This is a genomic window from Streptomyces sp. NPDC031554, from assembly GCF_055580685.1.
The window spans coordinates 1-17,676 of record NZ_JBVIKX010000004.1; the positions used below are offsets into that span (position 1 = coordinate 1).

Consider the following 17,676-nt stretch of genomic DNA (forward strand, 5'->3'; position numbering starts at 1 on the left):
TTCCTCCGGGCGCTTCCCTTCGGTCTTGCGTTTCCGACTCTATCAGACCGTTTCCCGATCCGATTTCCTCGGTGCTTTCCAGGCCCCCGCTTTTCTCTCGCGGTTTCCTTTCCGGCGGTTCCGACTTTATCAGAAGTTCCTGGCCGGTCTGACCGGCCGCTCATTTCCGATGTATTCGGAGTGCTTCTGCGGAATCAAGTTCCGAGAGGCTCTGTAGATACTAACCCTGCCGCCGACCGGTTCAGCCCAGTCCAGGCAACTGTTCGAATCTACCTCCCCGTACGACCTGTGTCAACAGGTTTTCCGGGGCGAAGAGGAGACTAGCAGTTCACCCGCCGTACATGCACATCAGGCGGCGGTCGGCAGCGTGGCGCTGCGTTCGGCTGCTTCGAGGTCGCCCGTGTCGCCGGCTCGGACCGCCCTGCCGCCCAGGACGTAGACGTAGGCGAGGAAGACCAGCTCGGCGGTGATGCCGATGGCGATGCGGGGCCAGGTGGGGAGGTCCGACGGGGTGACGAAGCCTTCGACCGCACCGGAGACGAGGAGGACCAGGGCCAGACCGATGGCCATGCCGAGGGCGGCCCGGCCTTCCTCGGCCAGGGCCGTGCGGCGGGGGCGGGGGCCGGGATCGACGACGCTCCAGCCGAGCCGGAGGCCGGTTCCCGCCGCCACGAAGACCGCGGTCAGCTCGAGCAGTCCGTGGGGGAGGACGAGGCCGAGGAAGGTGTCGAGCCGGCCCGCCGAGGACATCAGCCCGATGCCGATGCCGAGGTTGAGCATGTTCTGGAAGAGGATCCACAGGACCGGGAGACCGAGGAAGACGCCCAGGACCAGGCATATCGCGGCGGCCTGGGCGTTGTTCGTCCACACCTGGGCGGCGAACGACGCCGCGGGGTGGCTCGAGTAGTAGGTCTCGTACCGACCGCCGGGGCGGGTGAGCGCGTGGAGTTCGTCCGGGGCCGCGATGGAGGACCGGACTTCCGGGTGGGTGCCGATCCACCAGCCCAGGAGCGCCGCGAGTGCCGTGGAGGCCAGGGCGGTGGGGACCCACCAGTGGCGGGAACGGTAGACCGCCGCGGGGAAGCTTCGGGTGAGGAAGCGGGTGACGTCGCGCCAGGAGGCTCTGCGGGTGCCGATGACGGCATTGCGCGCGCGTGCCACGAGCCGGCTCAGCCGGCCGGTGAGCTGCGGGTCGGGGGCGCTGGACTGGATGAGGGAGAGGTGCGTGGCGGTGCGCTGGTAGAGGGTGACGAGTTCGTCGGCCTCGGTGCCGGTGAGGTTGCGGCGGCGCAGCAGGGCGTCGAGGCGGTCCCATTCGGCTCGGTGGGCGGAGACGAAGACGTCGAGGTCCATCGGGGTGCCTGCTCCTCGGCTGTTCATCGGCGGACCGGTCGGGATCAGCTTGTCGTACCGCGGTGCGATGCGCTCTCAGCTTGGCAGACTGGCCGGTGTCGCGGCAGGTCAGGGAAGGGGCGCGGGTGTGAGTGAGCTGGTGACGGGTGAGGCGGTGGCGTTGGAGCTGCGTCCTGCCAGGCTGCCGAGCAGGACGCTGGCCGTGTTGCTGGACCTGACCGTGGTCCTGGTGGCCTATGTGGCGGTGAGTGTCACGTTGCTGACGGCGACGGCGTCCCTGGACGAGGCGGCGCGGACGGCGGTGTCGATCGCCACGTTCCTGCTGGTGCTGGTGGGGGGTCCCATGGCGGTGGAGACCCTCAGCCACGGGCGGTCCCTGGGGAAGGCGGCCTGCGGGTTGCGGGTGGTGCGGGACGACGGGGGGCCGATCCGGTTCCGGCACGCGCTGGTGCGCGGTGCGCTCGGGGTGGTGGAGATTCTGCTGACGGCAGGAGTCGTGGCGTGCGTGGCCTCGCTGGTGTCGGCGCGGGGGCGTCGGCTGGGTGACGTGTTCGCGGGGACGCTCGTGGTGCGGGAGCGGGTGCCCGCGGCGCGGGTGGGTTTCGTCCCGCCTCCTCCGCCGTGGCCGGCCGGGAGGTTCTCGGGGCTCGATCTGTCGGCGGTGCCGGAAGGGCTGTGGTCGGCGGCCCGGCAGTACCTGGGGCGGATGGACCAGCTGGACCCGCGGGTGGGATGGGCGATGGCGGAGCGTCTGGCCGGTGAGCTGGCGGAGCGTACGGGGGCCGCGGTGCCGCCGGGGGTGCCGCCGGGGGCGTATGTGGCCGCGGTGGTGCAGGAGCGGCAGGTGCGGGAGACGCGGCGGGTGTTCGGCGCAGGACCGGTGGTGGGGCGGGGCTCGGCCGGGTGGGCCGGGCCGTCGGGTGTGCCGGTTCCGGGTCCGCCGGTCGTGCAGGGGGATGACGGGGCCGGCCGGGCGCCGGAGGCCGCGTGTCCGGTGGCTCCGGCGGAGACGGTGGAGCCCGCGTCGGGTGAGGGGTCCGCCACCGGGTTCGTCCCGCCCGCGTAGCCGTCGCCCGGGTGGGCTCCCCGGGTGGGCTCAGTCGAAGGCCGACGGAGGTGATTCGAGGTCTTCCAGTTCGATGCCGGGTGCCGCCAGGACGACGTCCCCGCTGATGTGCACGCTGTGCTGTTCGCCGGTGTCCAGGGCGGTGACCTGGTACTCGTCGACGGTCAGGGGTCCGTTGTCAGTGCTGTGTGCTTCTCTTCCCCTCAAGGCCCAGGACTGGTCCACGGTGCGTGGGGCGAGGACCGGGTCGGTGAAGGCGACGAGGCGTACGCGGGTGGCGGACGCGGAGGGGGTGAGCCGCAGCAGGCGGGCGGTGGCGACGAGGAACGCGGGGGAGGTGCCGGTGAAGGCGTGGGCGGGGACGTTGCCTTCCGCGGCGTGGGTTCCGGTGGGGTCGGTGCGGACCCAGGTGACGCCGTCGAGGGCGGCGCCGCGCACCTGCCAGTCGCTCGCGTGGAGTTCGAGGCGGAGGGGGCGTCCGAGGGCGTCGAGCGTGAGGTCGACGGAGCCGTGGTGATCGCCGGTGGGGGTGGTCAGCCGGGAGACGTAGCGCCAGCCGGAGGGGCCGGGGGCGCATTGGAAGTGTTCGTGTGCGAGGGGGGTGTGATCGTGCGGATCGTGGATCGCGTAGCGGCCGCGGGGCATGGGGGTCCTGGGGTGTGACGGTCCGGTGACCTCGGTGTGCCGGGCCGGTGCGGGTGACGGCCGGTCCGGACGGGGGCCGACGGGGCAGGCCCCCGACACGGGGGTGCGGGGGCCTGTCCTGGAGGACCTGGTGCCGGGGAGCGCTTCCGTGCGCGGACGCGCTCCCCGGTGGCCGGGTGGCCTCAGTAGCGGTAGTGGTCCGACTTGTACGGGCCGTCGACGTCGACGCCGATGTACGAGGCCTGCTCGGGACGGAGGGTCGTGAGCTTCACGCCGAGTGCGTCCAGGTGGAGGCGGGCGACCTTCTCGTCGAGGTGCTTGGGCAGCGTGTAGACGCCGGTCGGGTAGTCGCCGGGCTTGGTGAACAGCTCGATCTGGGCCAGGGTCTGGTCCGCGAAGGAGTTGGACATCACGAACGAGGGGTGGCCGGTGGCGTTGCCCAGGTTCAGCAGGCGGCCCTCGGAGAGCACGATGATCTTCTTGCCGTCGGGGAAGGTCCAGGTGTGGACCTGCGGCTTGATCTCGTCCTTGACGATGCCGGGGACCTTGGCGAGGCCGGCCATGTCGATCTCGTTGTCGAAGTGGCCGATGTTCCCGACGATGGCCTGGTGCTTCATCTTGGCCATGTCCGAGGCCATGATGATGTCCTTGTTGCCGGTGGTGGTGATGAAGATGTCGGCCTTGTCGACGATGTCGTCGAGGGTCGTGACCTGGTAGCCGTCCATCGCCGCCTGCAGTGCGCAGATCGGGTCGATCTCGGTGACGACGACGCGGGCGCCCTGGCCGCGCAGCGACTCCGCGCAGCCCTTGCCGACGTCGCCGTAGCCGAAGACGACGGCGGTCTTGCCGCCGATCAGGACGTCGGTGGCGCGGTTGATGCCGTCGATCAGCGAGTGGCGGCAGCCGTACTTGTTGTCGAACTTCGACTTGGTGACCGCGTCGTTGACGTTGATCGCGGGGAAGAGCAGGACGCCGTCGCGCTGCATCTCGTACAGACGGTGGACGCCGGTGGTGGTCTCCTCGGTCACGCCGCGGATCTCGGACGCCAGCTGCGTCCACTTCCGGGAGCCGTCGGTGATGGTGCGGTGGAGGAGTTCGAGGATGACGCGGTGCTCGTCGTTCTCGGCGGTGTCGACCGAGGGGACCTTGCCGTCCTTCTCGTACTCGACGCCCTTGTGGACCAGGAGGGTGGCGTCACCGCCGTCGTCCAGGATCATGTTGGGGCCGCCGGTGGGGCTGTCCGGCCAGGTCAGCGCCTGCTCGGTGCACCACCAGTACTCCTCCAGCGTCTCGCCCTTCCAGGCGAAGACCGGGACGCCCTGCGGGTTGTCGGGCGTGCCCTGGGGGCCGACGGCGATGGCGGCGGCCGCGTGGTCCTGGGTGGAGAAGATGTTGCAGGAGGCCCAGCGGACCTGGGCGCCGAGCGCGACCAGGGTCTCGATGAGGACGGCGGTCTGCACCGTCATGTGCAGGGAGCCGGTGACGCGGGCGCCGGCGAGGGGCTGGGCCTCGGCGTACTCCCTGCGGATCGACATCAGGCCGGGCATCTCGTGCTCGGCGAGGGTGATCTCCTTGCGGCCGAACTCGGCCAGGGAGAGGTCGGCGACCTTGAAGTCCTGCCGGTTGTCGACAGTCGTCATGTGGAGCTGCTCCTCGGGTCGGAGAGAGGTCTGGGTACGGCTGGTCTGCGCGGCGGCGGACACAGGGGTGCCCTGTGAGGACACAGGCATGCCCGCGTGCGCGCAGCGCAGTCCGTCGGAGGCCCTCTCTCCCTCGGACGGTCCGTGTGCGACCGCCCGACCGCCATCAGCAGCGACGTCTGGCTCCGTTCCAAGCTACACCGGACGCGGCGGACCGCCCCAGTCCGTCGGCGAACAGATCACGCCGTTGTGACGGCCGGGGCCGGGAAGACCGGCGGGGCCCGCCGGTGGTCGGCGGGCCCCGTCGGGCGGTGCGGGCGGGTGGTCGGCCGGAGGGGGGCCGGGGTCAGTGACCGGCCGGGGGGTGGGCCGGGCCGCCGGGGGTGGCTTCGGCGTCGGGGCCCTTGGCGGCCTCGGTCCGGCTGTAGATGTCGGGCTCGAGGTAGATGACGCGGGCGATCGGGACGGCCTGGCGGATGCGGGACTCGGCGGCGTCGATGGCCTGCGCGATCTCGGTGGCCGTGTCGTCGTGCCGTACGGCGATCTTGGCGGCGACGAGGAGTTCCTCGGGGCCGAGGTGGAGGGTGCGCATGTGGATGATGCGGGTGACGGTGGTGCCGTCGACGACGGCGGCCTCGATCTTGCGGGTCTCCTCGGGGCCGGCGGCCTCGCCGAGGAGCAGGGACTTGGTCTCGGCGGCGAGGACGAGGGCGATCAGGACGAGGAGGACGCCGATGCAGACGGTGCCGATGCCGTCCCAGAGGCCGTCGCCGGTGGCCAGGGCGATGCCGACGCCGCCGAGGGCGAGGACGAGGCCGACGAGCGCGCCGAAGTCCTCGAGGAGGACGACGGGGAGTTCGGGGGCCTTGGCGCGGCGTACGAACTCGGTCCAGGAGAGGTTGCCGCGCAGCGGGTTGGACTCCTTGATGGCCGTCCGGAAGGAGAAGGACTCGGCGATGATGGCGAAGACGAGGACGCCGACCGGCCAGTACCAGTGCTCGATCTCGTGGGGGTCCTTGATCTTCTCGTAGCCCTCGTAGATGGCGAACATGCCGCCGACCGAGAACAGGACGATGGAGACCAGGAAGGCGTAGATGTAGCGTTCGCGGCCGTAGCCGAAGGGGTGTTGCGGGGTGGCCTCGCGCTGGGCCTTCTTTCCTCCGACGAGGAGGAGGGCCTGGTTGCCGGAGTCGGCGAGCGAGTGCACGGACTCGGCGAGCATCGACGACGAGCCGCTGAAGAGGAACGCCACGAATTTCGATACCGCGATCGCGAGGTTGGCGGCGAGTGCCGCGACGATCGCTCTGGTGCCGCCTGACGCGCTCATGTGGTGGCGTGGTCCCTTCGTCCTCGGGTCGTTCTCGGGGTCGTCCCGGGGTGCGTTCGGATGTCGCCCCCCGGGTCGCCTCGTGCGGATGTCGTCCGGGCCGGGTGCCGTCTCCGGTTTTGCCCGTCCTTTGCGGTGGGTCATTGTTGCAGCCCGGACCGTGGTGCGGGTGCCCGGACGGGCGGGCGGGATGCGTCAGGCGATGACGGTGGCCCTGAAGACGGTGCCGGTTCCGGACACTTCGGTCGTTTCGCCCGCGGGGACGAAGAGGGACCGGCCGGGTGTCAGGCCGTGCTCGCCGGCCCGTACGGTGCCGGCCGTGCAGAGCAGGATCTGCGGGGTCGTCAGGGTGAGGTCGTGCGGGGCGGCGCCCTCGGGGAGGACGTAGCGGGAGAGGCGGAACTCGTCGACGGGGGTCTCGTAGACCTCCTCGCCATCGGGGGCGGCCTCGGGGCGCAGGATGCCGGGGTCGCCGGACTCGAAGCGGACGACGCGCAGCAGTTCGGGGACGTCGACGTGTTTGGGGGTGAGGCCGCAGCGCAGGACGTTGTCGGAGTTGGCCATGATCTCGACGCCGAGGCCGTCGAGGTAGGCGTGCGGGACGCCGGCGCCGAGGAAGAGGGCCTCGCCCGGCTGGAGGCGGACGTGGTTGAGGAGCATCGCCGCGATGACGCCGGGGTCGCCGGGGTGGTGGTGGGCGAGGCCGGCGTAGGGGGCGTGGTCGCCGCCGAGCCGGTCGCAGGCGGCGGTCGCGGCCGCGACCGTGCGGGCCGTCTCGTCCGGGTCCGCGGTGAGGATCGCCGTCAGGACCTCGCGCAGGGCCGCTTCCTCGGGCTGGGCGTGCAGCAGGTCGACGTAGGGCTTGAGGGAGTCGACGCCGAGGGCGTCGAGGAGGTCGGCGGCGCGGGCCGGGGGGCGGAAGCCGCACAGACCTTCGAACTCGGTCAGGGCGCAGATGAGTTCGGGTTTGTGGTTGGCGTCCTTGTAGGTGCGGTGCGGGGCGTCGGCGGGGATGCCGCGGCGCTCCTCGTCGGCGTACCCCTCCCTGGCCCGGGCCAGGTCGGGGTGGACCTGGAGGGAGAGGGGGGCCCCGGCGGCGAGGAGCTTGAGGAGGAAGGGGAGACGGGGGCCGAACTTGGCGACGGTCCTCTCCCCCAGCTCCCGCTCGGGTGCGGCCGCGATGACCTCGCCGAGGGTGCCCCGGCCGGTGCGGGAGGGGGCGCCGGGGTGGGCGCCCATCCACATCTCGGCCTGGGGTTCGCCGGTGGGTTCGACGCCGAGCAGATGCGGGATGGCGGTGGGGGACCCCCAGGCGTAGGGGCGGATGGTGTTCTCGAGGCGGTCCATGCGGGTGTCTGCCTGCCTGTTCTGTCTGTCCTGCGGTCGGGCGGGCGGCGATCGGGCTGCCGCTGTCGGCGGACGGCTGCGGGCGGACGGCGGACGGCGGCCGACGGTCGGTGCCGGCGGCCGGAGGCGTTGCCGGCTGCCGGGGGGCGTTGCCGGCTGCCGGGGGTCCGGCGGCGGGCCGGCTGTCCGCTGCTGCCCGATGCTGTCCGGGCGACGTCCGCGCCGGCTTTCGGGGACCGGGCGGACGGTCCCCGTCAGATCAGGCGCCCGAGGCGAGCGCCAGGTAAACGGCGGCGAAATCCGTCATGGCGATCAGTTCGGAGAGGGCGACGAGTTCGTCCTCGGCCTCCGGCTCCAGCTCGCTCATCGGCGTGTCGTGGCTGAGGGCCAGCTCGCGGGCGGCGGGGGCGGCGGTGAGGCCGCCGATCGGGCGGTCGCGCAGCAGCACCACGCGCGCGTGCAGGGCGGGCGCTTCCTCGACGCGGTCGCGGAAGAAGTCGTCCGGATCGGCGCTGGCGGCGAGCGGGCCGGCGAGCAGGGCGTTGTGCGCGGCGAGGGCCTCGGGGAGTTCGGCCACGAGGGAGGGGCGGCCGGCGAGTTCGGCGAGGGCGGCGGCGAAGCGGCGGCCCGCGGGGCCGGCCGAGGTGCCCTCCGTCCAGACCACGGGGAGGGAGTCGGCGAGTTCGGCGGCCAGGGTCTTCGCGGGGTTGTCGTAGGTCGCGATGGCCGGGCCGCAGCGTTCGGCGATGTGGTCGAGGCGGTCGGCGACCTTCTCGAGTTGCTCGGGCGGGGCGGAGATCAGGGCGATGCGGTCCAGGAGCGCGAGCAGGGGGGTCAGGAGCGCCCACAGGACACCCGGGGCGGAGGCCGCGACGGGGGGCTGCTCGTCGTGTTCGTAGGGGGCGGTCGCCATCGGGACGAACAGTCCGTGCGCCGCGTCGGCCGCCTCGGCGAGCGGGGAGCCGGCGGGGGCCACGGCGACGACGGTGCAGCCGCGGCGGTACGCCTGCTCGGCGAGGAGGGAGAGGCCGGGCTCGGCGCCGTCGGGAGTGGTGATGAGCAGGAGGTCCACGGAGCCGGCCCAGCCGGGGAGTTCCCAGCGCAGGGCGCCCGCGGCGGGGGCCACGCCGGCGGGGGTGAGGCGGGTGACCGGGCAGGCGGCGCCGGCGAGGGTGCCGAGGAGGTCGGCGACGCAGGTGGCGGCGGCGCCGGGGCCCGCGAGGAGGATCGCGCGCGGGCGGCCGTCCGGTTCGAGCCGCTGTACGCCTGCCTCGGTGGCGTGCCGGACGGCGGTGCGGACGCGGGCGCCGGCCTCGGCCGCTCCCCGCAGGAGGGCGCGGTGGTCCGCCTCGGCCAGGGCGTCGGGCGTGTCGAGCAGCGATTCGTCGAGCATGGCGTCAGGTCTCCGATCGCCTGTGGTCGTCGGTGTGCGGGGGCGCTGCGCGGGCGGCGGGTGCGGATCGCCTCGCGTGCGGTCGCTCGCGTGCGTGTCGGTCCGGCGCGCGTCGCGTGTGCCCTGTCCGGAGTGTGCCTCGCGTGCGCCTCGTCCGGCGTGCACGGCGCGTGCGGGTCGCCTCGCCCGCGGCCGGCTTCGGCCCGTAGGCGGGCCTGGCGCCGTCAGGCGGGGCGGCGGGCCTCGTCGACGAGGAGGACGGGGATGCCGTCGCGGATCGGGTACGCCAGGCCGCAGTCCTGGCCCGTGCAGATCAGCTCGGTGTCCTGCTCCTCGAGGGGGGCGTGGCAGGCGGGGCAGGCGAGGATCTCCAGGAGGCCGGCTTCGAGCGGCATGGGCTGTCCTTTCGGGGTGGGTCCGGGGTGGCCCCGTGGTGGGCGGGGCTGATGGGCCCGGGGTGGATGTGCCTGGTCAGGGTACCGCTGGTGGGGGTGGGGTGCGGGGTGATCCGGTGGGGCTCTGTCGCCCCGTCACCCCTTCCCTTCCCGTCCCGTCCCGAGGGGCTCTGCCCCTCAGGCGCCCCGTCAGGGGGCTCCGCCCCCCCCCTGGGCCCCCGTTCGGCCCGGACGGCCTCGTCCTCGGACGCCGGACGGGCTGGAAGTCCCCGGCGTCGGCCGGCTCGCCCCGCCCGTGAACCGTCGGCGCCGGCCGGGGCATTGCGGTGTCGGCCGGTCCGGTGGCCTCGTGGTTCAGCCCCTGATGACCGCCAGGACCTCATCCCTGATCTTCCTCATCGTCGCCTCGTCGCGGGCCTCCGCGTTGAGGCGGAGGAGGGGTTCGGTGTTGGAGGGGCGGACGTTGAACCACCAGTCGGCGGTGGTGACCGTGAGGCCGTCCAGCTCGTCGAGGGTGGTGTCGGGGCGGGCGCCGTAGGTGGCCCTGATCGCGGCGATGCGGGCCTGCTGGTCGTCGACCGTGGAGTTGATCTCGCCGGATCCGGCGTAGCGGTCGTACTGGGCGACGAGGGCGGACAGGGGGGTGTCCTGGCCGCCGAGGGCCGCGAGGACGTGGAGGGCGGCCAGCATGCCGGTGTCGGCGTTCCAGAAGTCCTTGAAGTAGTAGTGGGCGGAGTGCTCGCCGCCGAAGATCGCGCCGGTGCGGGCCATCTCCGCCTTGATGAAGGAGTGGCCGACGCGGGTGCGGACGGGGGTGCCGCCGTTCTCCCCGACGACCTCGGGGACGGTCCACGAGGTGATCAGGTTGTGGATGACGGTGCCCTTGCCGCCGTGCCGGGCGAGTTCGCGGACGGCGACGAGGGCGGTGATCGCGGACGGGGAGACCGGGGCGCCCTGTTCGTCGACCACGAAGCAGCGGTCGGCGTCGCCGTCGAAGGCGATGCCGAGGTCGGCGTCCTCCTCGCGCACCCGCTTCTGGAGGTCGACGAGGTTGGCGGGGTCGAGGGGGTTGGCCTCGTGGTTGGGGAAGGTGCCGTCCAGCTCGAAGTACAGGGGGACGACGGTCAGGGGGAGGCCGGCGAGGACGGTGGGGACGGTGTGGCCGCCCATGCCGTTGCCGGCGTCGACGACGACCTTCAGGGGGCGGATGGAGGTGACGTCGACGAGGGAGCGGAGGTGGGCCGCGTAGTCGTCCAGCGTGTCCGCCCGCGTGATCGTGCCGGGCTCGGCGGCCGGCTCGGGGCCGGTCGTCCCCGACCAGGTCTCCACCAGTTCGCGGATCTCCGTCAGGCCGGTGTCCTGGCCGACCGGGGCGGCGCCGGCGCGGCACAGCTTGATGCCGTTGTACCGGGCCGGGTTGTGCGAGGCGGTGAACATGGCGCCCGGCAGGTCCAGCGCGCCCGAGGCGTAGTACAGCTGGTCCGTGGAGCACAGGCCGATCTCGGTCACGTGCACGCCGCGGGCGGCCGCGCCGCGGGCGAACGCGGCGGACAGGCCGGGGGACGAGGGGCGCATGTCGTGGCCGACGACGATCGCCTCGGCGTCGGTCACCTGGGCGAAGGCCGCCCCGAACAGTTCGGCCAGCGACTCGTCCCACTGATCCGGGACCACCCCGCGTACGTCGTACGCCTTCACGATCTGCGACAGATCAGCAGCCACGGCCAAACCTTCCTGAAAGTCTCGTCAGTCACCACAAACTACCCGGCGCGACCGGCGGGCCCTCGCGGGTGTGCCGGCGGCGGCCCGCGGACGTGACGCGCGCCGTCGTCCCGGGCCGGAGCCACGAGGGGGAAAGAGTGTTCGACCGGGTTGCGTCCGCCGCGCCGGCGGGTCCGCGGCCGTGGGCGGGCGGGACGGGGCGCGGTGGGCGGGTCAGTTGTCCGGTGAGCGCAGCACCCTCAGGTGGCCGCGGCGGGCGACCTCCATCGGGTCCGCCCCGCGGCTCGCGCCGCCGGCGCCGGCCGCGCGTCCCTGCGGGCGGGCCGCCTCGCGGACCGCGTTGGCGAGCGCTTCGAGGTCGTCGCCGCTGGGCCGGGCGGGGGCCGAACCGTCGAGGAGCCGGACGACCTCCCAGCCGCGCGGGGCGGTGAGGCGCTCGGAATGCTCGGCGCACAGGTCGTAGCAGTGGGGTTCGGCGTAGGTGGCGAGCGGGCCGAGGACAGCGGTCGAGTCGGCGTAGACGTACGTCAGCGTCGCGACGGCGGGTCGGCCGCAGGCGGTTCGCGAACAGCGACGTACAGGGCTCACGATGTTGGACGGTACCGCACTCTTGAGCGGGCCGCGACGACTCTCCACCAGGTCACTCCACCGTGTCGGGTTGTGGAACGCCCCACAGACGACTCCAGTCATACCTCGCTGACCTGCGCGAACACCAGTCCTGAAGGGGAAGTGGGTGTCCGGTTCGGGTCATCGGTGCGGATAAAAGGCATCAATTGCCGCGAGTTCGACGGTCTCGGAGAGATGCGGAATCGAGCCGGACCTTGGCCGGAACGGTCGTACCGGGGCATGCGGAGCGAGCGGCCGGGCCGTGGCCGGGCCGCCGCGTGGAGCCGGGCGGCCGGTGGCGCCGGGGACTACGCTGCGGTGGTGATGGACAGCCCCGTACCGCCTCGTGCCGCAGCCCCCGGCCCTCGTCGTCGTGATCGCCACGGACGGGGGATGCGCGGGCCGATCGCGCCCCCTCAGGTGCCGCTGGCGGCGAGCCGCGGCGAGGTGTTCGCGGATCTGGTGCAGGACTCGGTGGACCGGCTGGAGCGGCGGTGGCCGCAGCTCGCCGACATCGACTTCATGGTGCTGGAGGTGCCGCGGCTGGACGGTGCCGGGGAGCCGTGGAACGACGAGGCGGTTCCGCTGGGCGGCACGGTCTCCGCCCGGGACGGCCACCGCGCGCGGGTGGTCGTCTACCGGCGTCCCGTCGAGATCCGCACCAAGGGGCGGGACGAGCGGGCCGCCCTGGTGCACGAGGTCGTCGTGGAACAGGTGGCGGAGCTGCTGGGGCTGACCCCGGAGGCGGTGGACCCCCGCTACGACGAGGACTGAGCGCGCGGGCACCCGCGCGCTCCCCCCGTCGTGCTCACTTCTGCAGCACCGTCAGATCCTCGTCGGCCTCCGGGACCGCCACCGTGCCCCGGTCGTCCGGCAGCGTCTGGACGGTGAAGCCGGGGATGCCGCTCTCCGTCGCCGTCAGGGTGCGGGCGGCGTGGACGGGGGCGGCGGTGAGGTTCTCCACGGTCAGGGCGTAGGTGCCCTTGAGGCCGGCGGGGACCGGGAACCGGACGTCCTGGGTGGTGCCCTGCTTGATCGTGTACGTCTGGGAGGCCGCGGTGCCTCCGCCCGTGCCCGCCGACGCGGTGACCTTGACCTTGGCGGTGGCCGTGGGCGCGGTCAGGGAGAGCGTGGCGTCCTTGGCCCCGTTGCCGGCGACGGACGCGCGCGTGCCGACCGGGCCGGTGGCGGGGATGAACGCCGACTCCTGCTTGTCGCCCTTGCCGCGCACGACCCGGACGGCCGCGACGACCGGCGCCGACCCGTCGGTGGGTGTCAGGACCAGCGAGCCGGCCTCCCCGCGTGTGACGTCGCCCAGGTCGAGGGCGGTCGTCATGCCTCCCTTGACGTGCAGCGTCTCCTGGCCGGCGGGGGTGATCAGGCCGTTGGGCGAGGCGAGTTGCACCTTGAGGTCGGCGTCGGCGTCGCCCGGCGCGAAGGCGACCAGGCGGACCGCCGTGGCGTCCTTGGGGATGCCGGGGACGACCAGGGTGTTCGCGGGGTCGGTGGACGCGGCCAGCCAGTCGCCGCCGAGCTTGTCGTCCAGGGCCTGCACGGCGGCGCCGACGCGGCCGCTGCGGACGTTCACGTGGACGGTCAGGTCGTCCTGCTTCTCGCCGGTGAGGGTGGACAGCAGGATGGGCTCGCTGGAGTGCGCCGGGATCGTCAGGCCCTCGCCGACCGTGGTCGTGACGGCGCCGTCCTTGCCGAACAGCTCGATGTCGGCGACGGCCGCGGAGTCGTCGGGGTTGGTGAGGTGGACGTAGTCCGTGCGGTCGACCGCGGTGCTGACGCCCGGGAACCAGAACTCCGTGTCCGGGGCGGCGCAGGTGAAGCCGAGCAGGCCGCGGCCGTTGCCGGCGGTGACCTGGGTGGTCTGCTGGACCGTCCAGCCGGGCGCGAACCTGCCTTCGGCGGTGCCCACGAGCGCGGGCTCGTCGGCACCGGAGGTCTCGGCGGTGACGGGGGTGCCGGGTTCCTTGGGGGTCAGGACCGGCTTGGCCGAGGTCTTCGCGTCGTCGGCCTTGCCGGCGTCCGTCTTGCCGGCGTCCGTCTTGTCGGTGTCGGCCTTGCCGTCACCGGCCTTGTCGGAGTCGGCCTTGTCGGTGCCCGTCCCGTCCGTGGTCCCGTCGTCCCCGTCCGTGGTCCCGTCGTCCCCGGCCGTCTTCCCGGTGTCCTCGTCGGCGGCCGTGCCCGTCGCCTCCCGGGGGGCGGCGAGGAGTGCGGCCGAGCCGTCGCTCCCGGTGCCCTTGGTGACGGGGGTGAAGGACGTGTACGCCGTCTCGGCGAGGTCGGAGGCGCTGGGTGCCGGGCAGAGCAGGCCGGTGCGCTCCACGGGCAGGACGGCGGCCGCCTCCGCGGTGTCCGTGCCGGACGTGTCGGGCTCGCTGAGCGTGGCGAACCCGGTGACGGCGGCCAGGGCGACCGTGCCGGCGATCAGGGACAGGGTGGTGCGGTTCACTGCTGACTCCCGTCGGGGCGCTCGCTGCCGGTGCCGTGGGGGTGCCGCGCCGGGTCGTGGGCGGGGTCGTGGTCGTCCTGCCGGTACGCCGACGGGTCGTAGCCCTGCTGGTAGGCCTGGTCGTACGCGGCGGCGGCCTCGGGGCGGGCCTCGTAGGCGTACGGGTCGTACTGGCCGGCCCGGTAGGGGTCGTAGGCGGTCTGGTCGTAGGCGGTCTGGTCGTAGGTCCCGGCCGTGTACTGCTGGGGGACGCCCTGGTACCGCTCGTCGCCGTAGGCGTCGTAGGGGGCGGGCGCGGCGGCCGGTGCCTCCCAGTCGTCGTAGGACTGCTGGTGCGGCACCGCGGCCGGGGTCTCCTCGGCCGCGGGGGACATGGCGTCCTCGTCCCCGTCGGGGGTCTCGTGCCGGCCCGTGTCCTCCTCGCGGCCCGTGTCCTCGGACTCGGACTCGGCCTGGGCGCGCAGGCGGCGGGCGCGGCGGCCCTCGCCCTCGACGGCCCGGTCCGGGACGAGCTGCTCCTCGGGCAGGTCGTCGTCGACGTCGCGGCGGCGGCCGGGCAGGGCGAGGACGACCAGGACGAGGGCGAGGAAGCCCTGCGCCCACAGCCAGGCGGTGTGGCCGAACGGGTCGTCGTAGGTGACGTCCAGGCGGCCGCCGGAGGCGGGGAGTTCGAAGCCCTGGGCCCAGCCGTCGACGGTGGTGCGGGTGAGCGGTTCGCCGTCGAGGGTGGCGGTCCAGCCGTCGGCGGCGGCGTCGGCCAGGCGCAGGATCCGGCCGTCGGCGCCCGCGGGAACCGTGGTGTGGACGTCGACCGGGCCCGCGGCGACCGCCGTCGGGGTGCCCTTGCCGGAAGCGGTGACGATCGCCGCGCGGGAGACCTCCTGGTCGACCCGCCACAGGGCGCTGCCGTCCTGCTGGCTGAGCCGGGACAGGCCGGGGGTGGCGTCCAGGACGCGGGTGACCTCGCGGGGCGCGCCCTTGTGGACGAGGACGTAGCGGACGGCGAACTTGCCGAGCTGGTCGGCCTGGTCGGCGCCGGAGCCGGCGACGAGGTTGGCGACGACCTTGCCGAGGGTGGCGTTCTCCCCGTCGGCCGCGGCGAGTTCGGCGTCGCCCATGCGGGCGCCGGAGCCGCGGACCAGCATGTAGCCGACGTGGGCGGCGGAGCCGCTGTCCAGGACGAGGGTGCGGGCCTGGTCGCGGGTGTTGCTCTCCTCGGCGACGAACGCGGGCACCTGGACCGGGTCGCGGCGTTCCAGGGGGCCGTCGGCGCCGCCGAGCATCCAGCCCGCGGCGACCAGCAGCGGGCCCGCGGCCGAGGCGAAGGCGATGAGGGCGGCGACCGGCTGCCGCCAGCCGAAGCTCTGTTCGGCGACACGCGTGCGTGCGCCGTCGGCGCCCAGGAGGGCGGCGGCGAGCAGGCCGATGCCGTAGACGAGGGTGGCGGGGCCGGCCCAGGCGGAGGTGTTGGACAGGACCGCGAAGACGAGGCCGACCAGGGCGACCGCCCAGGCCGTCCAGATGCCGGACTGGCGTTCCGTGCGCAGCAGGGCGGCCAGGGCGGCCAGGACGACGCCGATGAGCATCAGGCCGCTGACCGTGCCGGGACCGCCGGGGCTGATGCCGAGCAGGTCGGTCGCGGAGGCGGCCGAGGGGCCGTACTCCAGGCCGGCTTCGGTGAAGAAGCCGAACGGGAGCAGCGACAGCGACCAGGGCGCGAGGACCAGCAGGGGGGTGCCGAGCTGGACGAGGAAGCGCAGGCCGTGGGCGGGGATGTCGGAGCGGCGCACGGCGAGGACGCCGAGCCCGAGGACCAGCGCGATGGGCCAGACGATCGGCGTGAAGGCGGTGGTGAGCGTCAGCAGCAGGGCGTACGCCCAGGTGGCGCGCCAGCTGCCGCGTGCGCCGGAGGGGTGGGAGAGGCCGCTCGCGGCGATGCCCGCGCGGGCGATCAGCGGCAGCAGGACGGCCAGGACGGCGGTGCCGATGCGGCCGCCCGCGAGGGCGCCGGTGGCGGCGGGCAGGAAGGCGTAGACGACGGCGCCCCACGCGCGCAGCAGGCTCGACCCGATGAGCGGGCGGGAGGCGAAGTAGGCGGTGAGGCCCGCCAGCGGGACCGAGCAGACCAGCAGCACGGTGACGGCGAGGCCGGTCGAACCGAACAGCAGGGAGGCGAGCAGGGCGACGACCGCGAGGTACGGCGGGGCGGACGAGGTGCCGCCGGCGCCGACCGGGTGCCAGGCGTCGAGATGGCGCGACCACAGCTCGGCGGCGTCGGCCGGGGCGGGCAGCATGGCCCCCCCGGTGAGGGCGCCGCCGCCCAGGAGGTTGCGGCAGGCGACCAGGGAGACCAGCAGCAGCACCAGGAAGAGCACCGGGCCGGGTTTGCGGGCGATGCGCTTGAGGCGGGCGAACTGTTCGATCTCGAGGAAGTCGGCGTCGTCGCCGCCGGGTCCCGACTCGACGGCGCCGCCGTGCCGGCCGGCTCCGGTCGTGGTCTCGGTGTCGGTGGCGCCGAAGAGGTCGCCCGCGGCCTGTTCGACGGTGGCCCGCACGGTCGCGCCGGGCGGCGGGAACAGCGGGCGCAGTTCGTCCTTGTCGATCCGGGGGGTGCCGCGCAGGCGTCGTCCGGCGACGATCCGCTCGGGCCGCAGCAGGGTGCCCAGCAGGCCGCGGATCTCGTCGAGAGCCTGTCCGGGGACCTTGCCGACGAGGTTGGCGACGGTCCTCAGGAGGGTGCCGACGACCAGGCGGACCAGGATCCAGGGCAGCAGGGCCGTACGGCTGTTGACGAGGAGGGTGTAGACGGCGCCGGCCTTGTCGACCTTGTGGGGGGAGGCCGTGGTGCGGCCCGCGCAGTCGACGGCGCGCCGCTCGCGGGAGGCGGCCTCGGCGTGCCGGACGACGGCGTCGGGGGCGACGAGGACGCGGTGGCCGGCGGTGTGCGCCCGCCAGCACAGGTCGACGTCGTCGCGCATGAGGGGCAGGCGGCGGTCGAAGCCGCCGAGTTCCTCGAAGACGTCGCGGCGGACGAGCATGCCGGCGGTGGACACGGCCAGCACGGGGCGTACGTGGTCGTGCTGGCCCTGGTCCTGTTCGCGGCGGTCCAGGCCGGTCCAGCGGCGGCCGGAGTGGGCGATGGTGACGCCGACCTCGAGGAGCTGGCGGCGGTCGTACCAGCCGCGGAGCTTGGGGCCGACGACGGCGACGTCGTCACGGCCCAGTTCGTGTTCGTTCTCCACGACGCGCAGCAGTTCGGCCAGGGCGCCGGGTTCGGGCGCGCAGTCGTCGTGCAGCAGCCACAGCCACTGGACGGGTTCGCCGTGCGGGAGGTCGGGCAGGTCGTGGGCGTCGTCGCGCCAGGTGCGCGTGGCGGGGTCCCAGCTGCTCGGGCGCCTGAGGTACGGCAGTTCGTCGGGGGTCAGGAGCGGAGCGGTCCGGCTCGCCTCCTCGACGGCCTGGCCGAAACCGGTGCGGCGGGCGAGGTGCAGGACACGGTCGGCGCCGAGGGCGTCGGTGACCAGCTGGGCCGAGTCGTCCGCGCTGCCGGTGTCGGCGGCCACGACGGCTTGGACGGGACGCTCCTGGCCGAGCAGCCCGGCGAGCGCGTCGGGCAGCCAGCGGGCGCCGTCGTGGGAGACGAGGACCGCGGTCACCACGTGGCGCGGGAACTCAGGAGTGGCAGCGTCGCGTTGACCTGCCGTTTGGCTGTGCACGGACATCG

14 protein-coding genes are annotated in these 17,676 nt (G+C 73.7%); 3 read left to right on the top strand and 11 right to left on the bottom strand.

Annotation, left to right across the window (positions count from 1 at the left end):
* Positions 1-217 (top strand): hypothetical protein (locus tag ACZ5FU_RS11965; RefSeq protein WP_451527354.1); only part of this gene is annotated, 217 nt, incomplete at its 5' end.
* A 131-nt stretch (positions 218-348) separates the two neighbouring features.
* Here the strand turns inward: ACZ5FU_RS11965 and ACZ5FU_RS11970 are convergent.
* Entirely contained in the window at positions 349-1,353 is a 1,005-nt protein-coding gene (locus ACZ5FU_RS11970; RefSeq protein ID WP_451527355.1) for a stage II sporulation protein M, read from the bottom strand.
* Positions 1,354-1,480: 127 nt separating this feature from the next.
* Here ACZ5FU_RS11970 and ACZ5FU_RS11975 point away from each other — a divergent pair, with 127 nt between their 5' ends.
* A complete protein-coding gene (locus ACZ5FU_RS11975; RefSeq protein WP_451527356.1) occupies positions 1,481-2,419 on the top strand; it encodes an RDD family protein in 939 nt (312 codons plus the stop codon).
* Between the two features lie 30 nt (positions 2,420-2,449).
* On the opposite strand, the gene ACZ5FU_RS11980 is transcribed toward ACZ5FU_RS11975, so the two are convergent.
* The 8 genes from ACZ5FU_RS11980 to ACZ5FU_RS12015 all read right to left on the bottom strand — a co-directional run bounded on the left by ACZ5FU_RS11980 (position 2,450) and on the right by ACZ5FU_RS12015 (position 11,521).
* Positions 2,450-3,064, bottom strand: coding sequence for a hypothetical protein (locus tag ACZ5FU_RS11980; RefSeq protein ID WP_451527357.1), 615 nt, complete (start codon positions 3,062-3,064; stop codon positions 2,450-2,452).
* Positions 3,065-3,246: 182 nt separating this feature from the next.
* Positions 3,247-4,704 (bottom strand): adenosylhomocysteinase, encoded by a 1,458-nt coding sequence (ahcY, locus tag ACZ5FU_RS11985; protein WP_451527358.1) that lies wholly within the window; start codon positions 4,702-4,704, stop codon positions 3,247-3,249.
* Positions 4,705-5,050: 346 nt separating this feature from the next.
* Entirely contained in the window at positions 5,051-6,031 is a 981-nt protein-coding gene (locus ACZ5FU_RS11990; protein WP_451527359.1) for a cation diffusion facilitator family transporter, read from the bottom strand.
* A gap of 195 nt (positions 6,032-6,226) precedes the next feature.
* The gene (gene manA, locus ACZ5FU_RS11995) at positions 6,227-7,378 is read right to left on the bottom strand and encodes a mannose-6-phosphate isomerase, class I (protein WP_468644446.1); all 1,152 of its coding nucleotides are present in this window, start codon (positions 7,376-7,378) and stop codon (positions 6,227-6,229) included.
* 259 nt (positions 7,379-7,637) lie between these two features.
* Positions 7,638-8,771: an SIS domain-containing protein gene (locus ACZ5FU_RS12000; RefSeq protein ID WP_451527361.1), complete on the bottom strand. Its 1,134-nt coding sequence runs from the start codon at positions 8,769-8,771 to the stop codon at positions 7,638-7,640.
* A 224-nt stretch (positions 8,772-8,995) separates the two neighbouring features.
* On the bottom strand, positions 8,996-9,166 hold the full coding sequence (locus ACZ5FU_RS12005; protein WP_086171145.1) for a Trm112 family protein: 171 nt from the start codon (positions 9,164-9,166) through the stop codon (positions 8,996-8,998).
* A gap of 354 nt (positions 9,167-9,520) precedes the next feature.
* On the bottom strand, positions 9,521-10,885 hold the full coding sequence (locus tag ACZ5FU_RS12010) for a phosphomannomutase/phosphoglucomutase (protein ID WP_451527362.1): 1,365 nt from the start codon (positions 10,883-10,885) through the stop codon (positions 9,521-9,523).
* Between the two features lie 213 nt (positions 10,886-11,098).
* A complete protein-coding gene (locus tag ACZ5FU_RS12015) occupies positions 11,099-11,521 on the bottom strand; it encodes a DUF3499 domain-containing protein (RefSeq protein WP_359061972.1) in 423 nt (140 codons plus the stop codon).
* A gap of 294 nt (positions 11,522-11,815) precedes the next feature.
* Here ACZ5FU_RS12015 and ACZ5FU_RS12020 point away from each other — a divergent pair, with 294 nt between their 5' ends.
* On the top strand, positions 11,816-12,265 hold the full coding sequence (locus ACZ5FU_RS12020) for a metallopeptidase family protein (RefSeq protein ID WP_451527484.1): 450 nt from the start codon (positions 11,816-11,818) through the stop codon (positions 12,263-12,265).
* Positions 12,266-12,299: 34 nt separating this feature from the next.
* Here ACZ5FU_RS12020 and ACZ5FU_RS12025 read toward each other — a convergent pair whose 3' ends face one another.
* Both ACZ5FU_RS12025 and ACZ5FU_RS12030 read right to left on the bottom strand, forming a co-directional pair.
* Positions 12,300-13,952 (bottom strand): DUF5719 family protein, encoded by a 1,653-nt coding sequence (locus ACZ5FU_RS12025; RefSeq protein ID WP_469045273.1) that lies wholly within the window; start codon positions 13,950-13,952, stop codon positions 12,300-12,302.
* Positions 13,949-17,674, bottom strand: coding sequence for a glycosyltransferase (locus ACZ5FU_RS12030; RefSeq protein WP_469045274.1), 3,726 nt, complete (start codon positions 17,672-17,674; stop codon positions 13,949-13,951). Before ACZ5FU_RS12030 ends, ACZ5FU_RS12025 begins: the two co-directional genes overlap by 4 nt.
* Positions 17,675-17,676 lie beyond the last annotated feature (2 nt).